The organism is Cytobacillus sp. C11.1 (genome assembly GCF_058145115.1).
The window spans coordinates 1,118,319-1,135,117 of sequence record NZ_CM176935.1; the positions used below are offsets into that span (position 1 = coordinate 1,118,319).

The following is a 16,799-nucleotide window of genomic DNA, read 5'->3' on the forward strand; positions in this document are numbered from 1 at the left end:
AGTGCCCGCAGCGGAAATCAACGGGCAGAATTCATAAACAAAAACAACAATCTATGATAAAAGAGCCTAAATAATAAAAACTCCCGTCTTTATTGAACGGGAGTTTCTTTATCTTGTTTCTTGGCAGTGGCAAGGCGCGGTTTGCTTTGCATCTTGACTTTAAACTCATCAAGGAGATTGTCTCCTTTAAAGCCTTTGCCGAGCAGGTCCTGAAGCAATAGTTCGGCGTAATCGTTTTTCGTTCTTTTTAGAGACCCTTCAAAAAGGATGCTAATGTGGTTTTCAAGTTCTCTGATAGAGGTAATTTTCGTCTGGAATGCAGCCGGGTCATTTTCTCGCTTCGTAATTACCACTTGGATTATTAACTCGTCCTTATTGTCAGCACGTTTTTTAAAATAATCAAGATACGACTTATCAATATAGGCCTCAAGCAGCCAGTTGCTCTTTTCGTCTTCTTTATTAATGATTAATCCATCATCCAATTCAATATCAACCAGACCGTCTTCTTCCACTAACTGCAGGGAAACAAGTTTAAATGTTTTCATCCTTTACCTCCATCTCTTTTTTATTAATCATTCTTTTCCGATAATTATATATAAAAATTATAACACAGGAGTGGCTGAAAGCGAATTTGGCGATTTGTCGAATTTTATTTATCTGGGTAGTAAAAATTGAATTTTCAAAGTTTTTTTCTGAAAAAAGGGGCTGAAAATTAAATTTTGGAGGGTGTTTTTCAAAAAAAAACGCAAATGAAATCGAATTTTGGCATTTTTACACCGATGTGTCTCTGCAGTTATGATGGGATCATCAAGAAAGGAGTTGAATACATGATAAATCAAGTCACACTGGTTGGCAGGCTGACGAGGGATCCGGAATTGAAACGGACACAGGAAGGAATCCCTGTTACGAATGTTACTCTGGCAGTCAATCGTCATTACCGGAACCAGCAAGGTGTAATCGATGCCGATTTTGTGCAATGCACATTATGGAAAAAGACGGCGGAGAACACCTCCCAATATTGCCGCAAGGGTTCACTGCTCGGGATTACCGGGAGAATCCAAACGAGGCATTATGATAATCAGGAAAAAAAACGGATATACGTAACAGAAGTGGTAGCGGAATCAGTCCGGTTCCTTGATCCGCGGAAGACAGAAGAGGTTCCTGTAACAAAGGAGGAGCTGCCCTTTTGAACAGAGCATCAGATAGAGAACAAACACTGGAATCCTTGCTTGAAAGCCTGATAAAAATGCTGGGCAGATCCAACCAAAGAGTAGATGACCTCAGCAAGCGCGTCATTCAGCTCGAATACCTTCTCCGGGAAAACGTCATGCAAAACGGCCATCCCCAGGAACCACCCCCGCCAAGACGACTCACCATCATGAATTAACCATCCCGCAAATAAATGTCCACTATTTTTCCCTCCCTATAGAGAATCAATAAAATCCCCGTAACTTCCCCGTCTATTCCCGGTACATGATGTGCCGGGAGTTTTTTTGGCTTCTTAAAGGTACCAGGTACCACCCGAATTTTGTCGAAAAAAACAAAATGCCGCCAAGCCCGGCTTTGATAAGGGGGCTTGGCGGCTGATAGGCGTACTTGATGATATATGGGGCTTAGTTGACGATATATTTAAAGAGTTTCTGATAAATTGGTTATGTTGCTGATATTTTAGCCAAAGTTGATGATAAAGCTATTCGCATAAGGTCAAGTGTTTGAACGCCGTCAAGGTCCCTGCACCAAGCCCTATGTGAGATGAACCAGTTCCCGCAGGTCATCTGTGGAAAGCTCGGTAATCCAATTTTCGCTGGTAATAATTTGATCATTAAGCGACTGCTTTTTCTCAAGCATGGCATCGATTTTTTCTTCAAGTGTACCGGTCGCGATCATTTTATGAACATGCACAAAGCGTTTTTGCCCGATTCGATAGGCACGGTCAGTAGCCTGGTTTTCAACGGCTGGATTCCACCAGCGGTCATAGTGGATGACATGGTTGGCCGCTGTGAGGTTCAGACCCGTTCCGCCTGCTTTAAGAGACAGCAGGAATACAGGAAATTCGTTATTCTGGAATCGCGTAATCATTTGATCGCGTTCATTTTTAGGCACGCTTCCATTTAAAAATGGCACATCAAAGCCGAATTGCTTTTTAATTTGGCGTGCGATCATATTGCCCATTTCGATATACTGGGTAAAAATCAGGCAGCTTTCACCTTGTTCGTGAACAGCGCCAACAAGTTCGCTCAGTTTCTCAAGCTTAACAGAACGCTCCAGTACATGCTTCGGTTTTTCCTCTTTTAAATAGAGGGCAGGGTGGTTGCACAGCTGTTTCAAGCGGCTTAATAATTGTAAAATTAAGCCCTTGCGCTCAAAGCCGGATAGCTTTTCAATTTGCGCGAAAGTATCCTGGACGAGCTGTTCATACAAGGACGCCTGCTCAGCTGTGAGCGGGCAGTATTCCTTTTGCTCGAGCTTATCCGGCAGGTTTAGCGCTACTTCCTCGTCCTTCTTCGTGCGGCGTAGCAGGAACGGCCGGATATAAGCCTGGAGCTGCTTCACTTTGTCTTTGTCATCCTCTTTTTCAATTGGAAGAACAAACCGCTTCTGAAACTGCCCGATGCTGCCGAGGTAGCCGTGATTCGTAAAATCGAAAATGGACCAAAGCTCGGTCAGGCGGTTTTCCATCGGTGTACCGGTTAGAGCAATATGATGCTTACCCTTTAATTTGCGTACGGCTCTAGATTGTTTCGTTTGGGCATTTTTTATATTTTGGGCTTCGTCAATGCTGATGGAGCTCCATTCAATGGTTTCAAAATCTGCGAGATCCATATGGGTCAGTCCGAAGGATGTCAGCACGATATCAGATTCCATTACTTTTTCAGAAAAGCTATCTCCCTTCAGCCGGTTTGAGCCGTAATGGAGATACACACTCAAATTAGGTGCAAATCGCTCAATTTCCTTCTGCCAGTTTCCAAGCACAGACGTCGGGCAGATAATGAGCGATGGGCCGCCTTCTTCCTGTTGTTTTACTTTTAACAGGTAGGAAATCAGCTGAATGGTTTTTCCGAGTCCCATATCGTCGGCAAGAATGGCACCGAAACCATACCGGCGCAAAAACAGCAGCCAGCTCATGCCCAGCTTCTGATAAGGGCGAAGGTCGCCTTGGAAGCTGGCAGGGACGTCTTCAAGCGGAAGGTTTTTAATATCGCGCAGCTGCTTGACCATTTGCTTCCATTGTCGGTTCAGCTCGATTTGAATCCGCGCGAACGCCTTAGGATTGTCGAGTTCATCCTCCTGCTGCGTTTCGTCTGCCATGAGCTCCTGCTCAATCAGGTCGCGGACATGCAGACCTTCCTTTTCCGCTTTCTTCATTAAATCCTGGATATGGCGGACGAAATGGGGGTCCAGCTTGATCCAGCGGCCGCGAATATAGACGAGACGTCTTTTTTCCTCCACCATGCCGCGGAATTCTTCCTCTGATAAATCAACGCCGTTCATGGAAAAACGCCAGTCATAATCAAGCATGGACTGCAGTCCGACAAAGGATGGGCGATGGCTGCCGGTTCCTTTTACTTTTGCTTTTACCTTCAGGCTCGCGTTTTTCATCGCCTGCCACCAGGAAGGAAGCAGGATTTCGACACCAAGCGCCAGCAGGGTTTCACTCGCTTCAGTCAGGAATGTCCAGGCTTCATCCTCGGTGAGCTGTGACGTAATCTGGTCGCTTTTGCCTTCAAGCCATGGAAAAAGCTCAAGCCAGCGACCGATCTCTTTTTCAATCGTGTCTTCATAATCATGCCATGAGCGGGGGTAGTTTGAATAATCCTTGTAGTCGACAAACACATCCGGGTCATTTTTCCCGCGGAGGAAAATGTTCAGATCCCAGCTTGTATCGATATCCCCTGGCTCCTCGAGTTTCAGCCCGATCGAAAAAGGAGCTTCATTTGATTTAACCCCAATCCATTCCTGCCAGCTTTCTTCATCAAAGTAGGCGGCAAGATCGCGGGGAGAGAGATGTTCACTCCGCAATGCCTCAAGCTTTTCGCCAAACTGAGCCTTTGTTTCACGATTTTGGTTCATATAGCCGTCAAGGGAGTAATGAAATAAATCCCCAATAAACTCTCTGACAGGAGCGCTTTCGACTGTTTGCTCCCAAAAATTTGAGCCGAACTCCGTAATAACACTTTCCGGGAGTGCCCAGCGGAACTGGTCATTTTCCCAGGCGGCAAAGTCCGGCATCCATTCTTTTTCTAAAATGGCATCATGAAGAGCATGAGATGAGGCCAGCAGAATTTGGGCAGTATCATCCCAATCCCAATCAATAAGCCGGTTGAACTGTTCAGCCGCAAATAGGGTTACCAGCTGCCAGCCGCTCATTGAAATACCATTGATTCCGTCCACATTTTCAATATTAAGCATCGTTCCGAAAAAGCTTTCTTTATGATGGTTAAAAAGAAGCGGCTTCCATTCTTTTGGGGAAAGGAGGCGGCCTTCTTCATTTACGGCAAAAATCAGATAGCGGTCATGGGTTATCGGTTTGACTTTCACATGGAGAAATCTCGTTTTAAGCATCGATTAGCTTACCCCTTTTGCATTCTTCCTGAAAGGCGCGGAGACGTTTTGTTTTTTCGAGCAGCATTTCAAGGAAGAGCTGCCAGTCTTCCTGGCGTTTCAGCTTATTGTACAGGGTGCGAAGCTTTTTCATTTTCCGGACGGCCTCGCGGTAATGATCCCTGTTTTTCAGATTAATATGGTCCTGGATGGCATGATGGTAGAGCGGAAGCAGGATTTCAGGCTCCCTTTTGCTTATTTCTTTAATACGATCCTTGCCGAGCGAATCAATATCAAAGCCGATGAACGCCTGCAAATCAGCCCATTTGTCGAACTCGCCTTTTTCAAATAGGAGATACTCATAATCGTTATAGCTATAAGGCAGTGTTTCCATTAACGCTTTTTCGAAAAGGTCCAGCCTGCCGGTTTCTATGCAGTATGGTGAAATGGCTTTGATCGCCAGCCTTGTAAAATCCATGTTGGCATAATAGTCACCAGACATTTTTAAGTAATCCCGTAATTTATGGATGAATAATTCCACATATGGCCCCATCCGGTTCCAGTCCTTTTGCGCTGAAAAATAGTCGAGCCAGTAGAGCAAGTAAGGCGTCATCGTTTCGTTTGGGACGTCTAAAACACTGAGTGCCAGCTCTTCATTGCGTTCCAGTATGTTAAGGTGGATAAAGCCCACTGTAGAAGGCAGGCTTGGCGTTTCATCCTCTTTGTAAAAGGAGTCCAGCTTCTCGATTTCTGCTTCACGCCATTCTTTCTTTTTGAAAAAGTGCGTCCATAACAGCCTGTATAAATGAGCCCGTTCATATTCCAATTCAAAAGAACCGGTAATGAGCCCGGTTGAATCATCTTTCAGCTTTTCAATAAATTGATCGAAAGCAAAGGGAAGGGAATGCACGGACAATTTGTTCATGATTTCAACCGAATCATCCATCAGCGACTGATAGAGATGGCGGTAATAGCGGTCGATCATTTCCTCGTGATGACCGTACTTCATGCTGAGCGCCATCAGCCTTTTAAAAGAAAAGACATAGCCGACGAGCAGATAAAGCAGCTTCCATTCCTGTTCAACCGGTGCGCCAGCTTTCATGCGGCGCAAATAGACATGAAAGAGCTCGGGAAGGACATAGGGCCGCGGTTCACCCTGTTTTTCCATCAGCTCTGAAAAGCTTTCGTCAAATGTTGAAATCCATTGGTCATAATCAGCTTGCTGCTTGCCTGACGATTTCAGAAGATCCTTTGCTCGTTTGAGGCCCCAGTCCTTGGCTGTCTGCATTTCCTTAATCGGCTTCCGCCAATCTTCAATCCACATAGATACACTTCTGGCTTTGGAAAGAAGCTGCAGAAAAACAGCAACCTGGTGGCGGCAAAATCCTTCTGCCGGGCAGGAGCATTCACTTAAATGAATATATTCAAGATCCAGCTCAACCTTAGCCTGGGTTACATCCTGGACTGTGGCCACAACCTTATCGCCCTCAAAACGAAGCTGATACACAAGCCCCTGCCGAAAAAGCATCAGCCCCTTCTGGACAAGACGCACATCCTCCTCATTCTCCGCCCGCAACAAACCCTTCAACTCATTCGCTGCAAACTCCAAAGGCTCCAAAAACCGCTCCGGAATCATCACTTAACCTCCCTCGGTACCAGGTACCACCCGAATTTTGTCGAATCATATCAGCGGCAAAACTTAGTGGATTGCCGCATTGTGGTGGTTTGGTACCCTGTAAAGTACATTCCTTTATTATAGCATTTAGGAGGGTGAGAATGAAGGAGGGAAGCGAACGGAAAAATTTTTGCTCGAATTTTCCTAGAGAAACTACATTAGGATTAAGTGGTGTTTTCTGAATATTTATATTGTTTATGAAATTTATGTAAGAAAGTGGTATCATGAATATATTGAATTTAATGCTTTAGAGAAACTGGGTGAAAAAATGGGTGCCGTAACAGCAATAAGAAGTGAAAAGCAGAAGTATACTTTCCGGGAGGCCGGATTTAAGAGAATTTTGTTTGCCTTAACCTGTGCCTCGATTCTGAATTTTGCAGGCTTATACTTTGTGCATCCGATAATGCCCCTGCTGGTCCGTTCCTATAACATTAGCTCTGCAGCTTCAGGTCTTGCGTTATCTGTGGCCGTTATTTCTATGATTATAGGGTTATTATTTTTTGGGTTTTTATCCGACCGTATGGGGCGTACACGTATTATGCATATTACGCTGGTATGCACCATGATCCCGTTATTATTAATGCCGCTTGTGCCAAGCTTTGAATTTTTCCTGGTTCTCAGATTTGTGCAGGGGTTCTTCATGGCGGGATTGCCGGCTGCTGCGATTGCCTATATAAGTGAGGAAGTCGCTCCGGGCAGCATTAATCTTGGTATTACAATGTATATTGCGGCGAACGGCATCGGCGGGATGATTGGGAGAATACTTACCGGCTATATGGCTGATCGAACGAGCTGGCAAACATCTATCTATATTCTGTTTGGGTTTTCCATTCTATTATTTTTGCTATACTTTATCACACTTCCAAAATCGCATTTCTTCCAGGAAAGCGAAATCTCTTTTAAAAAAGATCTTACCGGAATGCTGTCACATCTGAACAATAAGCTGCTTTTTCCCGCCTTTGCAATGGGAATCCTATTGCAGTTCTCTTTTACGGGTGTCTGGTCCTATCTTCCGTTCTATCTTGAGAGGGACCCTTTTGGATTAGCAGTGAAAGACATATCGTTTACGTATCTGGCCTACACCTTGGGAATGATCGGGCCGATTTTAGCAGGGCGAATGTCTATTTTTATGAAAAAAACGACCCTTGTCTTGTTTGGCACACTTATTTTAATAAGCGGCTCCCTCTTAACGAATATTCATTCACTGCCAGTTGTAGTAGTAGGGCTTTGTTTAACCTGCTTCGGCTTCTTCATCGCCCACTCCCTGATGGCAGCCATCGTAAATGAGCGTGCCACTCACCACAAAGGCGGCGCGTCCAGCATCTATCTGGTAAGCTACTATCTCGGTGTGGCAACAGGCGGCTCCCTTACCGGCCTCATCTGGCAGAACATCGGCTGGACAGGGGTCACAGCTGTATCGCTTGCTTTAATACCAGTTGTTTTATGGCTGACGGGTGGTTTTAGGAAGCTTGTTCAATGGGTGCGGGGTATTTAATAGCACAAAAGGGTGTCGAGATAGACACCCTTTTGATTATGAAAATTAGCGAGGATCCCTTTCTTTCCCAGTCTTAAGGTCAACAACTTTTACAGGATTTTCAGGGGCTTCAATGGTTTTGCTTTCCGGTGCAGCATGGCCGTTTTCTACCCAGTCAACAAGCAAGTCAAAAGACTGGTGCGCGTACGGCAGTAAAGGCTGAAGCTCTTTATCCGGATCGGTGCCCGCATTCCAGACAAGGCTGTCGACATGGTTGCCGTTCTCAATGGTATAAAGTCGGTGCAAGTCCTGCTTTCCGGCCTTCTGTACCAGCTTCTGATAGCCTTCTGCGTGGATGTCCGGGAAAATAAGTGCATCAAGTGAACCTGTAAAAGAGATCAGAGGGACATCAATATCACCTGTGTTGGCAACCTCTTTAATATTTTCCTTAACATCCTTTGGCCGGGTAATGTACTTGTAATCTTTAAAAATAGGATCATATGAACGATCTCTCACACCATTTACGAAGTTCAAGTATTTGCTCCAATGCGTTCGCTCTGGAGCTTCCGGATCAAAGTGGTCCCTGTAAATATTGAGTGATACAAACCAGTATACCTGGTCATGATAGACCCACAATTTTTCAGACCCTTTCGGCAAGCCTGCTTTGTAAAGTTCCTTGATGGCTTTTTGCTGTTCGATGCCGCTTCCGTATAATGCTTCACCGGCATTATTGACAACGTTTGTCAGCGAACTGATTAAGTTAGGCGTTTTTTCTGACCATAAAACTCCCTCCCAATCAACTCCTCCATCAAAAAGGCGCGGTTCACCTGTTTTTTCCGGATCGTCATTTTCCAGGGCATATCGGACCACATAGCCGCCATTTGAAATTCCCATCGCATATGTAGGCACTCTGTGCTGTTCCGTAATTAAATCACTTGCCGGATTAGAGGGATCTGCTGGATCGATCAGCTGATCGGGATGATGATTGATTAAGTACTGCTGTGCAGCTTTAGTGATTTGGCGAAAGCGCTGATGCCATTCTGCTAAGCTATCATCCTCATCGGCCAGGGCATTTTTAACCTTTGCTAACGGATCAGCCGCATCGGCCTCGCCCTGGGTTCCTTTATCGATCGCTGCAAAAGCATATCCTTTTTCCAGAACATAATCGCTAAAAAGCAAGTCAGTAGACGTTTCGTTTCTTGTGGCCGGGATGCCGGATACCACCAGTTTGCCATTCCAATCATCCGGAACCCTGATCACAAACTGCGCATCTTCAAAAGCACCGTTTACCTGTGTCCCGGTCACTTCAGCCGGTTTGTACATTTGATGCCAGCCCGTACCCTCCGCAGCATTTCCCCAATTATATGGGGTAAGGCCGATATTTCCATACAGGAGTGCTTGCTCATATTGCTTTGGATTCTTAGTGGTCAGCCAGTTGTTGTCCAATCCGTCAAAGTAGGCTTCAGTTACAGAATGCGCACCAGGAATAACAGCCTGGGAGTCCAAGACAGATTGCTCAGCAAAACCTGAAGCGGGAACGAGTGAGAAGCTCAAAGCAGAGGCTAAAGAAAGCGCTATCAGTTTACTTTTCAGATAAATCCCTTCCCTTCTTTTATAACTCATACAATCTTATTCTACTTTTACTAAACATTGGAAGCATGGGTCTTAACTACCAATTAATGGAATGTTCAGTATATTATAGGGCCGTTCCAAATGGGGCGGGGAGGATGGTACTTAAAAAGGACAGATACAACTCAGGCTGCGGGGGAGGTTTATGGTAAGCTATGTCTATATAGATGAAACGAATATAGATTTTTTATGGAAAAGGAGAGGACATACTTTATGGCCAATCGTTCTTTAATATTGCCTAAGGAATTTGAAGAGTATCGCAGCGAATTAGAAAAGACGGCTAAACCCTTTATCAGCATCCAGGCGGAAAAAGGAGAAACGACACTTTTTGAAAGCAAATTTGGGGGAAATCCATATCTTCCGAAATCCAGTGAACACCCTAGAGATGAACAGGGAAATTATATGAACCTTTTTGCGCAAATTAACTTTGAAGAGGTTCCCCATATTGAACCGATGCCGGAGAGCGGCATTCTTCAATTCTTTCTGTCGCCAGTGGATGAGATGTACGGACTCGACTTTGACCATCCTACAGCCCAGAAAAATTACCGGATCCTTTACCATCCTGTCGTAAAAAAAGATGAGTCTGAGCTTGTAACGGATTTTTCTTATGTGCCTGACTTTGGTGATGAGTACGGACCGATCGTGGAAGAAGGAAGGATGAAGTTCGAGCTAAACATAGCCCCTGTTTCCCTTGAGGATTTCCGTTTTGAAAAGCTGATCGATATTGATTTATTTCAATCTATTAATCATCCGGAATATGAGGATTTACATGAGCTGTATTTTGAAGCACTCAGTGCAGCAGGCCATAAAATGGGGGGATATCCATACTTCAACCAGGAAGATCCAAGATATGAAGGTGATCCTTCAAGTGAATATAATATTTTGCTATTTCAAGCCGATACCGATGATGACATAGACTTGATGTTCGGCGACAGCGGTGTGGCCAATTTCTTTATTAAGGAAGACGATTTGCGAAAAAGGGATTTTACAAACGTCCTTTATAATTGGGACTGCTGTTAATAGATTTGGGTACCAGGTACCTAGACCAGTCACTAGACCACTAAACATCGTTATAGTATTGGAAACCGCTATTTTGAAGCGAGATTTTCAATTTTGAGCTCTTTTATCATCCAGCTGCAGTACTGCTGTTTTTGCATATTTGTATTTTCGCCAGAAAACAATTCTGTTATGGGAGTAAGAGTAATATAGGAAGGCTTCTTCATTCTGGGGTAAAAATAATAGGAGAAGCTGGACCAGCGGTAGTTTTGGGGGACAGCTGCAATATTGGCTTCTACAGGATTCATGTGAATATATCGGCTGACTTCCAGCAGGCCATAAAGGTCGTAAATGGGCTTACTGAAAAAGCGTTCTTCGAATAAGTGACCGCTTACCTCATATTTTTTGTTGTAGTAATCAGCATAGGATTTGTTGATCTTTCTCATGACCTTGGATAGGGATACTTCCTGGAATTTCAGCAAGAGGTGATAGTGGTTTGACATTAAGCAGTAGCTGGCAATTTCGAGGTTTGTAGAACGGTGAGTGTAGTCAAGAATGTTCAAAAATGAAATAAAATCCAAATCCTCCTCAAACAAATTAGCCCTCCAATTTCCGCGGCTTACAACATGGTGAAAATGCTCGGGACTCCATATTCTATTAGGGCGCACCATCTATTTATCCCCTTTCATATTAATATCATTAAAAGATATTCTCCTTTATTAATAAAATATCCTTTCATTCGACAAAATTCGGGTGGTACCTGGTACCTATGTTGAATCCATTTTTTTAACTCTTTCATGTGAGAGTGAGCTCTTTATTAGGTTTTCGATAAAAATAAAACTTACTTCCCATTACAAGATAATCATGTAATTGGTATTTCCTTCATTATTCGACAAAATTCGGGTGGTACCTGGTACCGGCTTTTGTTAAAACATGGCACTATTTGGCATGTTATTGGTGGGAATTTAGCTAAATTGGATGATACAGGCGGGTTTGCCAGTGTGGTAGTATGTTTGTAGAAAAAAGTCGAAAGGGAGTAAATTTGTGAGGAAATTTGTAATTGGGTTTTTAGTAGTTTTGTTGTTGCTTCCCATTTTTGAGATAGAGTCGGAGGCAGCTGGGTCTTTTAAGGATGTAAGTACAAATCACCGTGCTTATAAAGAAATTAATTATTTGGCTGTAGGCAATTTTGTGAGCGGTACGCTGGATGGTTATTTTCTTCCCGGCAAGGTTGTGACACGGGGAGAAGCAGCGGCTATGGTAGGCAGGGCTTTAAGCCTGAATGGGAGAAAACGGCCTACACAGTTTTCGGATGTAGGGGAACAGTATTTTGCTTCAGGATATATACAGTCTGCTGTGGAAGCGGGAGTTCTTTCAGGTTATAAAGATGGATCTTTTAGACCTGGAAAGACTGTAGATCGTGGAGAAATGGCGGTCATAATCAGCAAGGCATTTGGTTATGAGTTTGGGGGAACTCTTTCAGGTGCAGCCCATGCCCTAATGAGCAGGGGGATCTCTCAAGGTAAAGACGACGGCAGCTTTGGAGCTGATGAAAGCATCATTCGGGCAGATTATGCAGTTTTCCTGGCAAGAGCGGTAAATTATAAATTAAGAATCGATCCAAAAATCAGCTATCCTGCAACTCGTACTGTGAAGTCTTCATCAATAGATATCTATACAGGTCCATCTAATCTTTATTCCAAAGTTGGCACATTGCAGAGCGGTACTCAAGTATCAGCAGCATACGGGGTAGGGCCATGGGTTTATATTCGTTCGGGCAGCCTAGAAGGATTCGTTCATTCTGTATACTTAAATGCCCCTTTTAACAGTAAAAAGGTACTGAACCAGCAGATGCTTGTCATTGATCCTGGCCATGGGGGCACAGATCCGGGTGCAGTTGGATATGGCTTAAAGGAAAAGGATGTTGTATTGGACACTTCCTTAAAATTAAAGCATTACCTATCTAAAACACCATTCCAGTTCAAACTAACAAGAGAAACGGATACCTTTATTACTTTGGAAAACAGGGTGGCATTTGCTAAAAGAGCGAATGCAAATGTTTTTGTGAGCATACATGCAAATGCATATAACGGATCTGCAAATGGTACAGAAACATATTATTATGGCACCAATTCCAGTTCTGCAGACAGCCAGCTGCTGGCATCTAAAATTCAAGGGCGTTTAGTAACAGCCTGGAAGCTTAATGATCGAGGGCATAAGCATGGGAATTTCCATGTCCTCCGGGAAAACATGATGCCGGCGGTGCTTGTAGAACTTGGTTTTATTGATAACAAAACAGATAATGCCAAGCTTGCATCTGATGCTTGGAGACGTGAAGCAGCAAAAGCCGTTTATTGGGGAATTTTAGATTATTATAAAGAAAAGGGCTTTTACGTTACACATCTTTATCACCTTTAATTTAATGTATGGAAAAGGAGTCTCACAGGAGACTTCTTTTTTTATTGGCGCTGTTAATCTTGCCTGTTGATTCCGCTCCAGACGCTCGCTTTCCGCGGGAAGTCAGGGAGCCTCCTCAGAGCAAGCGCCTGCGGGGTCCCTTTTGACACGCTCCTCCCGCTAGAGTCTCGCACCTTCCGCCCCAATCAACATTAAGCGTTAACACAGCCTTTTTATTAATATAAAAGCACTTCTTCTTTAGTCCTAGCTACCCCCAATAAAGCCCCCTGCCCATGTAATAAATAACAGGTTTTCAGTCATTATGTAATTTACGGATTATAATTGGTACTTATTACCTGACAAAATAAAAGTAAATATTATTAAATATACCCATTTCCTTCCGATATTGATAATATCCGACACTATTAGACCATATAATTTCTATAATTTTGTAAAAATGGTTAATGCAGGCGGTTTTTCCATGTGTTATCATGTAGAAAATAGGCGAAGGGAGAAAACAAATGAGGAAATTTGTACTTGGGACGCTGCTGTTTTTATTGTGCCTTCCATTCTATGGAACTAGTACTCAAGCAGCAGGATCATTCCAGGATGTAAGCACAAGTTACCGGGCTTACAAGGAAATTAGTTATTTGGCCGATGGAAAAATAGTCAGTGGTTCTTTAACAGGGTATTTTTATCCCGATAAGATAGTAACGCGCGGGGAAGCGGCTGCTATGATAGGCAGGTCGCTGAATCTGGACGGAACAAAGAGAAGTACGCACTTCTCAGATGTCGGAAGCCAGTATTTTGCTTCAGGATATATACAATCAGCAGTGGAGGCTAATATTCTATCTGGGTATAAGGATGGGACCTTCAAACCGGACAAGCCGGTAAACCGCGGCGAAATGGCAGTATTGATTAGCAAGGCGTTCAAGTATGAATTTGGCGGAACGCTTTCTGGAGCAGCCAATGCACTAATAACAAGAGGAATTTCCCAAGGTATGGCGGATGGCACTTTTGGAACGGATAGAGATATTATAAGAGCAGATTTCTCTGTCTTCCTTGCACGCGCTATTGATTACAAGCTAAGGTTAACACCTGCAGTTTCTTTTAATATGGATCGTACGGTTACAGCTGATGCACTAAATGTCCGGGGCGGCCCTTCAACTCTATATCCGAAAACAGGCACTTTGAATAAAGGAACCAAGGTTGAAGTAGCATATGCAGTTGGAAGCTGGGCGTACATCAAGTCTGGCAGTATTGAAGGTCTTGTTCATTCATCGTATTTGAATGCACCGATAAGTGCAGGAAATAATAGCGTGCTTAGCCAAAAAATGATTGTCATTGACCCTGGACATGGCGGAACCGATCCAGGTGCAGTAGCGTATGGGCTTGAAGAAGAGGACGTAGTACTTGATACGGCATTAAAGGTTAAGGCATTACTTGCCAAAACTCCATTCCAATACAAGTTAACAAGAGAAACAGATAAATCGCTTTCCTTAAGCCAAAGAGTATCTATTGCCAAAGAAGCAAATGCAGATATCTTTATAAGCATTCATGCCAATGCATTTAATGGATCAGCAAACGGTACAGAAACATACTATTACTCTGCCTATGAAAATCCTAATACTGCAGACAGCAAACTCCTGGCTGCTAAGATTCAAAGCAGGCTCCTGGCAGCATGGAATCTTTACGATCGAGGAGTGAAGCATGGCAATTTCCACGTTATCCGTGAAAATACAATGCCAGCTGTATTGGCAGAACTTGGTTTTATTGATAATAAAAAGGATAATGAGAAGCTTGCGTCTCAAGCATGGAGACAAGAAGCCGCAAAAGCCATTTATTTGGGAATTCTGGACTATTATAAAGAAAAGGGCTTCAACGTTTCAAACTTTTATTAATAAAATACCCTTTTTTTCAGTCTATAAACCTATTAAAATGAAAAGGAGTCTAAATTTAGACTCCTTTTGTTTATAAGAAATGGGGATTTTATCATGAAAATTAATTGCCGATCGTATATCGCCCTAAAAATCATAACAGTCTTCGCCCTGTTTTTGATCTATCTTCCACAGGTTACCGCTGCAGAGGAGACTGAAAATTATATTGTTTTCCTTGATTCCAAATATGACAGTCAGTCATTAGTTGATATGGGAATTGAAGTAGTTCAACATTATGAAAATATTAATGCTGCTACAATAAATGTAAATGACAGCCAGCTCCCCATCATCCAAAGCCTTGGAATCATAAATAAGGCATCAAAAGAAAACCCTGTAAAGGTGAATGCACAGGTTATTCCCTGGGGGCATACAAACATGAATCTGGGCGCGAAACAGCCAGCCGACTTATCAGGAAAGAATGTGAAAGTTGCCATCCTGGATACAGGAGCGGACATTAGCCATCCTGATCTATCTATAAAAAAGGGATATTGTGCTCTTCAAAAATGCCCGAATTCGTATCGGGACGACAATGGCCATGGCACTCATGTAGCAGGAGTGATTGCTGCAAAAAACAATAATATTGGAATTGTAGGGGTTGCGCCTGATGCTGAAATTTATGCGGTAAAAGCTCTTGACGCATTTGGAAATGGAACAACCACAACGATTATGGCAGGCCTTGACTGGGCAATTTCACAAAATGTAGATATCATTAATATGAGTTTGACTACCCCATATGAAGACCTTGGCATGAAGGCGCTGATTGATAGAGCCTACCAAAAAGGCATTACAGTAATCGCAGCTGCTGGAAACAGCGGAACCCGGACAGGAAGTGAAGAAACCGTACTTTATCCTGCCAGGTTTCCCAATGTTATAGCAGTTTCCGGTGTTAATCAGTCCAATACTCGTGTTTCTTCCTCTTCAACGGGAAAAGAAGTTGAGCTGGCAGCACCCGGAGAAAATATATATAGCACGTATCCAACCAGTCTGGACTCAAGAGGCTATGCCCACATGACGGGAACTTCTATGGCGGCACCTTTTGTAACAGGCCTTGCAGCACTATATAAGGAAAAATTCCCTTTTATCAGCAACATGGAGATTAGAGAGCTTTTGCGGAAAAATGCCAAAGACCTGGGTGCTCCCGGGAGAGACCCTTTCTATGGCTATGGTCTTGCACAAGTGGATACGAAAGTTTTACAGCCGTTAAAGGTTCCTTATGAAACAAAGGCAAATGGCAAGATAACGCTAAATATGCAAACTCTTTTGGAGAGCTACAACCGATATAATGTCTATCGGTTTGACCAGCTAATTGCAAAAGATGAGACAGAACCTTCTTTAATAGATTACGGGCTGAAAGGAAATGTGGAATACACAATTTTTCCTCTGGAGAATGGAGAAGAGAGAAGGGACAGGGCGGTTAAGCTCAATATCGTTCTATCTTCGCCAACCTTCTATGATATAAGCAACTCAAAATGGTATAGCAATTATATGATCTATTTAAATTCCCGGGGCATTTTATTCGGGTATGATGGAAACCGAGATCAGACCGGAACAGCTGGTCAAACGCTCTGAGGCGGTAGCTATGCTTGGAAGGGCAAAAGGCTTTGATGAAACAAAAAGGTCTACAAGGTTCAAAGACGTCGGGAGCAATAACTTTGCCTCCGGTTTCATTGAATCAGCAGCAGAGCAAGGCATACTAATGGGTTTCCCTGACGGAACATTCCGTCCCGATGAACCTGTAACGCGTGCTGAAATGGCCATCTTAATTTCCAAGGCATACTCATTGCCTGCTTCTAAAAGTGTCACATTTAAAGATGTAAACACAAACGTAACCGGCTACCAATCCATCTATAACCTAGCAGCCTCCGGAATCACAGAGGGCTACCTGGACGGAACATTCAGACCATACGAAAAAATGCTCCGCTCCACATACTCTGTCTTCCTGGCCAAAGCAGAAAAACAATAAAGGTACCAGGTACCACCCGAATTTTGTCGAAAAAGCTGTCCTTGGGGCAGCTTTTTTAATGAAAATTTTGATGCTAGAGTTCGGTGCTGCCCTTTTTCGGTTCAAAGGTACTTATTTAGGAAGGAAAACTAATTCTTTCATTTAGTCTTTAAAAAAGGAGACAGTTAAAACGTATTTTAACTTTGA

General features: G+C 43.4%; 13 protein-coding genes. 8 read left to right on the forward strand and 5 right to left on the reverse strand.

Features of this window, described 5'->3' with window-relative positions; all coding sequences use genetic code 11:
- Nucleotides 1-89: 89 nt before the first annotated feature.
- Nucleotides 90-545: a YwpF-like family protein gene (locus tag AC3ZVC_RS05695; RefSeq protein ID WP_490066960.1), complete on the reverse strand. Its 456-nt coding sequence runs from the start codon at nucleotides 543-545 to the stop codon at nucleotides 90-92.
- A 282-nt stretch (nucleotides 546-827) separates the two neighbouring features.
- Here AC3ZVC_RS05695 and ssb point away from each other — a divergent pair, with 282 nt between their 5' ends.
- Together ssb and AC3ZVC_RS05705 are read left to right on the forward strand one after the other, a co-directional pair.
- Nucleotides 828-1,190 (forward strand): single-stranded DNA-binding protein, encoded by a 363-nt coding sequence (ssb, locus tag AC3ZVC_RS05700; protein WP_490066963.1) that lies wholly within the window; start codon nucleotides 828-830, stop codon nucleotides 1,188-1,190.
- Nucleotides 1,187-1,387 carry a hypothetical protein gene (locus AC3ZVC_RS05705; protein WP_490066967.1) on the forward strand — a complete coding sequence of 67 codons (201 nt, stop codon included), beginning with the start codon at nucleotides 1,187-1,189 and terminating at the stop codon, nucleotides 1,385-1,387. Before ssb ends, AC3ZVC_RS05705 begins: the two co-directional genes overlap by 4 nt.
- A 356-nt stretch (nucleotides 1,388-1,743) precedes the next feature.
- Here AC3ZVC_RS05705 and AC3ZVC_RS05710 read toward each other — a convergent pair whose 3' ends face one another.
- Both AC3ZVC_RS05710 and AC3ZVC_RS05715 read right to left on the reverse strand, forming a co-directional pair.
- On the reverse strand, nucleotides 1,744-4,563 hold the full coding sequence (locus AC3ZVC_RS05710; protein WP_490066970.1) for a DEAD/DEAH box helicase: 2,820 nt from the start codon (nucleotides 4,561-4,563) through the stop codon (nucleotides 1,744-1,746).
- Nucleotides 4,556-6,178, reverse strand: a complete 1,623-nt coding sequence (locus AC3ZVC_RS05715; protein ID WP_490066972.1) for an SWIM zinc finger family protein — start codon at nucleotides 6,176-6,178, stop codon at nucleotides 4,556-4,558. The genes AC3ZVC_RS05710 and AC3ZVC_RS05715 overlap by 8 nt, the downstream gene beginning before the upstream one ends.
- A 307-nt stretch (nucleotides 6,179-6,485) precedes the next feature.
- Here AC3ZVC_RS05715 and AC3ZVC_RS05720 point away from each other — a divergent pair, with 307 nt between their 5' ends.
- Complete coding sequence (locus tag AC3ZVC_RS05720; RefSeq protein WP_490066973.1) at nucleotides 6,486-7,712, forward strand: MFS transporter; 1,227 nt, start codon at nucleotides 6,486-6,488, stop codon at nucleotides 7,710-7,712.
- A gap of 45 nt (nucleotides 7,713-7,757) precedes the next feature.
- Here AC3ZVC_RS05720 and AC3ZVC_RS05725 read toward each other — a convergent pair whose 3' ends face one another.
- Nucleotides 7,758-9,314 carry an alpha/beta hydrolase gene (locus tag AC3ZVC_RS05725; protein WP_490066975.1) on the reverse strand — a complete coding sequence of 519 codons (1,557 nt, stop codon included), beginning with the start codon at nucleotides 9,312-9,314 and terminating at the stop codon, nucleotides 7,758-7,760.
- A gap of 219 nt (nucleotides 9,315-9,533) precedes the next feature.
- Here AC3ZVC_RS05725 and AC3ZVC_RS05730 point away from each other — a divergent pair, with 219 nt between their 5' ends.
- Entirely contained in the window at nucleotides 9,534-10,340 is an 807-nt protein-coding gene (locus tag AC3ZVC_RS05730) for a YwqG family protein (RefSeq protein WP_490066978.1), read from the forward strand.
- Between the two features lie 68 nt (nucleotides 10,341-10,408).
- On the opposite strand, the gene AC3ZVC_RS05735 is transcribed toward AC3ZVC_RS05730, so the two are convergent.
- Nucleotides 10,409-10,987 carry a transposase gene (locus AC3ZVC_RS05735; protein WP_490066980.1) on the reverse strand — a complete coding sequence of 193 codons (579 nt, stop codon included), beginning with the start codon at nucleotides 10,985-10,987 and terminating at the stop codon, nucleotides 10,409-10,411.
- 373 nt (nucleotides 10,988-11,360) lie between these two features.
- Here AC3ZVC_RS05735 and AC3ZVC_RS05740 point away from each other — a divergent pair, with 373 nt between their 5' ends.
- From AC3ZVC_RS05740 to AC3ZVC_RS05755, 4 genes are all read left to right on the forward strand, one after another.
- Complete coding sequence (locus AC3ZVC_RS05740) at nucleotides 11,361-12,734, forward strand: N-acetylmuramoyl-L-alanine amidase (RefSeq protein WP_490066981.1); 1,374 nt, start codon at nucleotides 11,361-11,363, stop codon at nucleotides 12,732-12,734.
- A gap of 500 nt (nucleotides 12,735-13,234) precedes the next feature.
- Complete coding sequence (locus AC3ZVC_RS05745; protein ID WP_490066984.1) at nucleotides 13,235-14,614, forward strand: N-acetylmuramoyl-L-alanine amidase; 1,380 nt, start codon at nucleotides 13,235-13,237, stop codon at nucleotides 14,612-14,614.
- A gap of 93 nt (nucleotides 14,615-14,707) precedes the next feature.
- The gene (locus AC3ZVC_RS05750) at nucleotides 14,708-16,219 is read left to right on the forward strand and encodes a S8 family peptidase (protein ID WP_490066987.1); all 1,512 of its coding nucleotides are present in this window, start codon (nucleotides 14,708-14,710) and stop codon (nucleotides 16,217-16,219) included.
- Nucleotides 16,173-16,613: an S-layer homology domain-containing protein gene (locus AC3ZVC_RS05755; protein WP_490066989.1), complete on the forward strand. Its 441-nt coding sequence runs from the start codon at nucleotides 16,173-16,175 to the stop codon at nucleotides 16,611-16,613. The genes AC3ZVC_RS05750 and AC3ZVC_RS05755 overlap by 47 nt, the downstream gene beginning before the upstream one ends.
- Nucleotides 16,614-16,799 lie beyond the last annotated feature (186 nt).

Bases quoted from the DNA above. Each gene is read 5' to 3' on its own strand.
- AC3ZVC_RS05715 (WP_490066972.1), bottom strand. From the start codon at position 6,178: ATGATTCCGGAGCGGTTTTTGGAGCCTTTGGAGTTTGCAGCGAATGAG.
- AC3ZVC_RS05725 (WP_490066975.1), bottom strand. From the start codon at position 9,314: ATGAGTTATAAAAGAAGGGAAGGGATTTATCTGAAAAGTAAACTGATA.
- AC3ZVC_RS05745 (WP_490066984.1), top strand. From the start codon at position 13,235: ATGAGGAAATTTGTACTTGGGACGCTGCTGTTTTTATTGTGCCTTCCA.
- AC3ZVC_RS05755 (WP_490066989.1), top strand. From the start codon at position 16,173: ATGATGGAAACCGAGATCAGACCGGAACAGCTGGTCAAACGCTCTGAG.
- AC3ZVC_RS05750 (WP_490066987.1), top strand. From the start codon at position 14,708: ATGAAAATTAATTGCCGATCGTATATCGCCCTAAAAATCATAACAGTC.
- AC3ZVC_RS05695 (WP_490066960.1), bottom strand. From the start codon at position 545: ATGAAAACATTTAAACTTGTTTCCCTGCAGTTAGTGGAAGAAGACGGT.
- AC3ZVC_RS05710 (WP_490066970.1), bottom strand. From the start codon at position 4,563: ATGCTTAAAACGAGATTTCTCCATGTGAAAGTCAAACCGATAACCCAT.
- AC3ZVC_RS05735 (WP_490066980.1), bottom strand. From the start codon at position 10,987: ATGGTGCGCCCTAATAGAATATGGAGTCCCGAGCATTTTCACCATGTT.
- ssb (WP_490066963.1), top strand. From the start codon at position 828: ATGATAAATCAAGTCACACTGGTTGGCAGGCTGACGAGGGATCCGGAA.
- AC3ZVC_RS05720 (WP_490066973.1), top strand. From the start codon at position 6,486: ATGGGTGCCGTAACAGCAATAAGAAGTGAAAAGCAGAAGTATACTTTC.
- AC3ZVC_RS05730 (WP_490066978.1), top strand. From the start codon at position 9,534: ATGGCCAATCGTTCTTTAATATTGCCTAAGGAATTTGAAGAGTATCGC.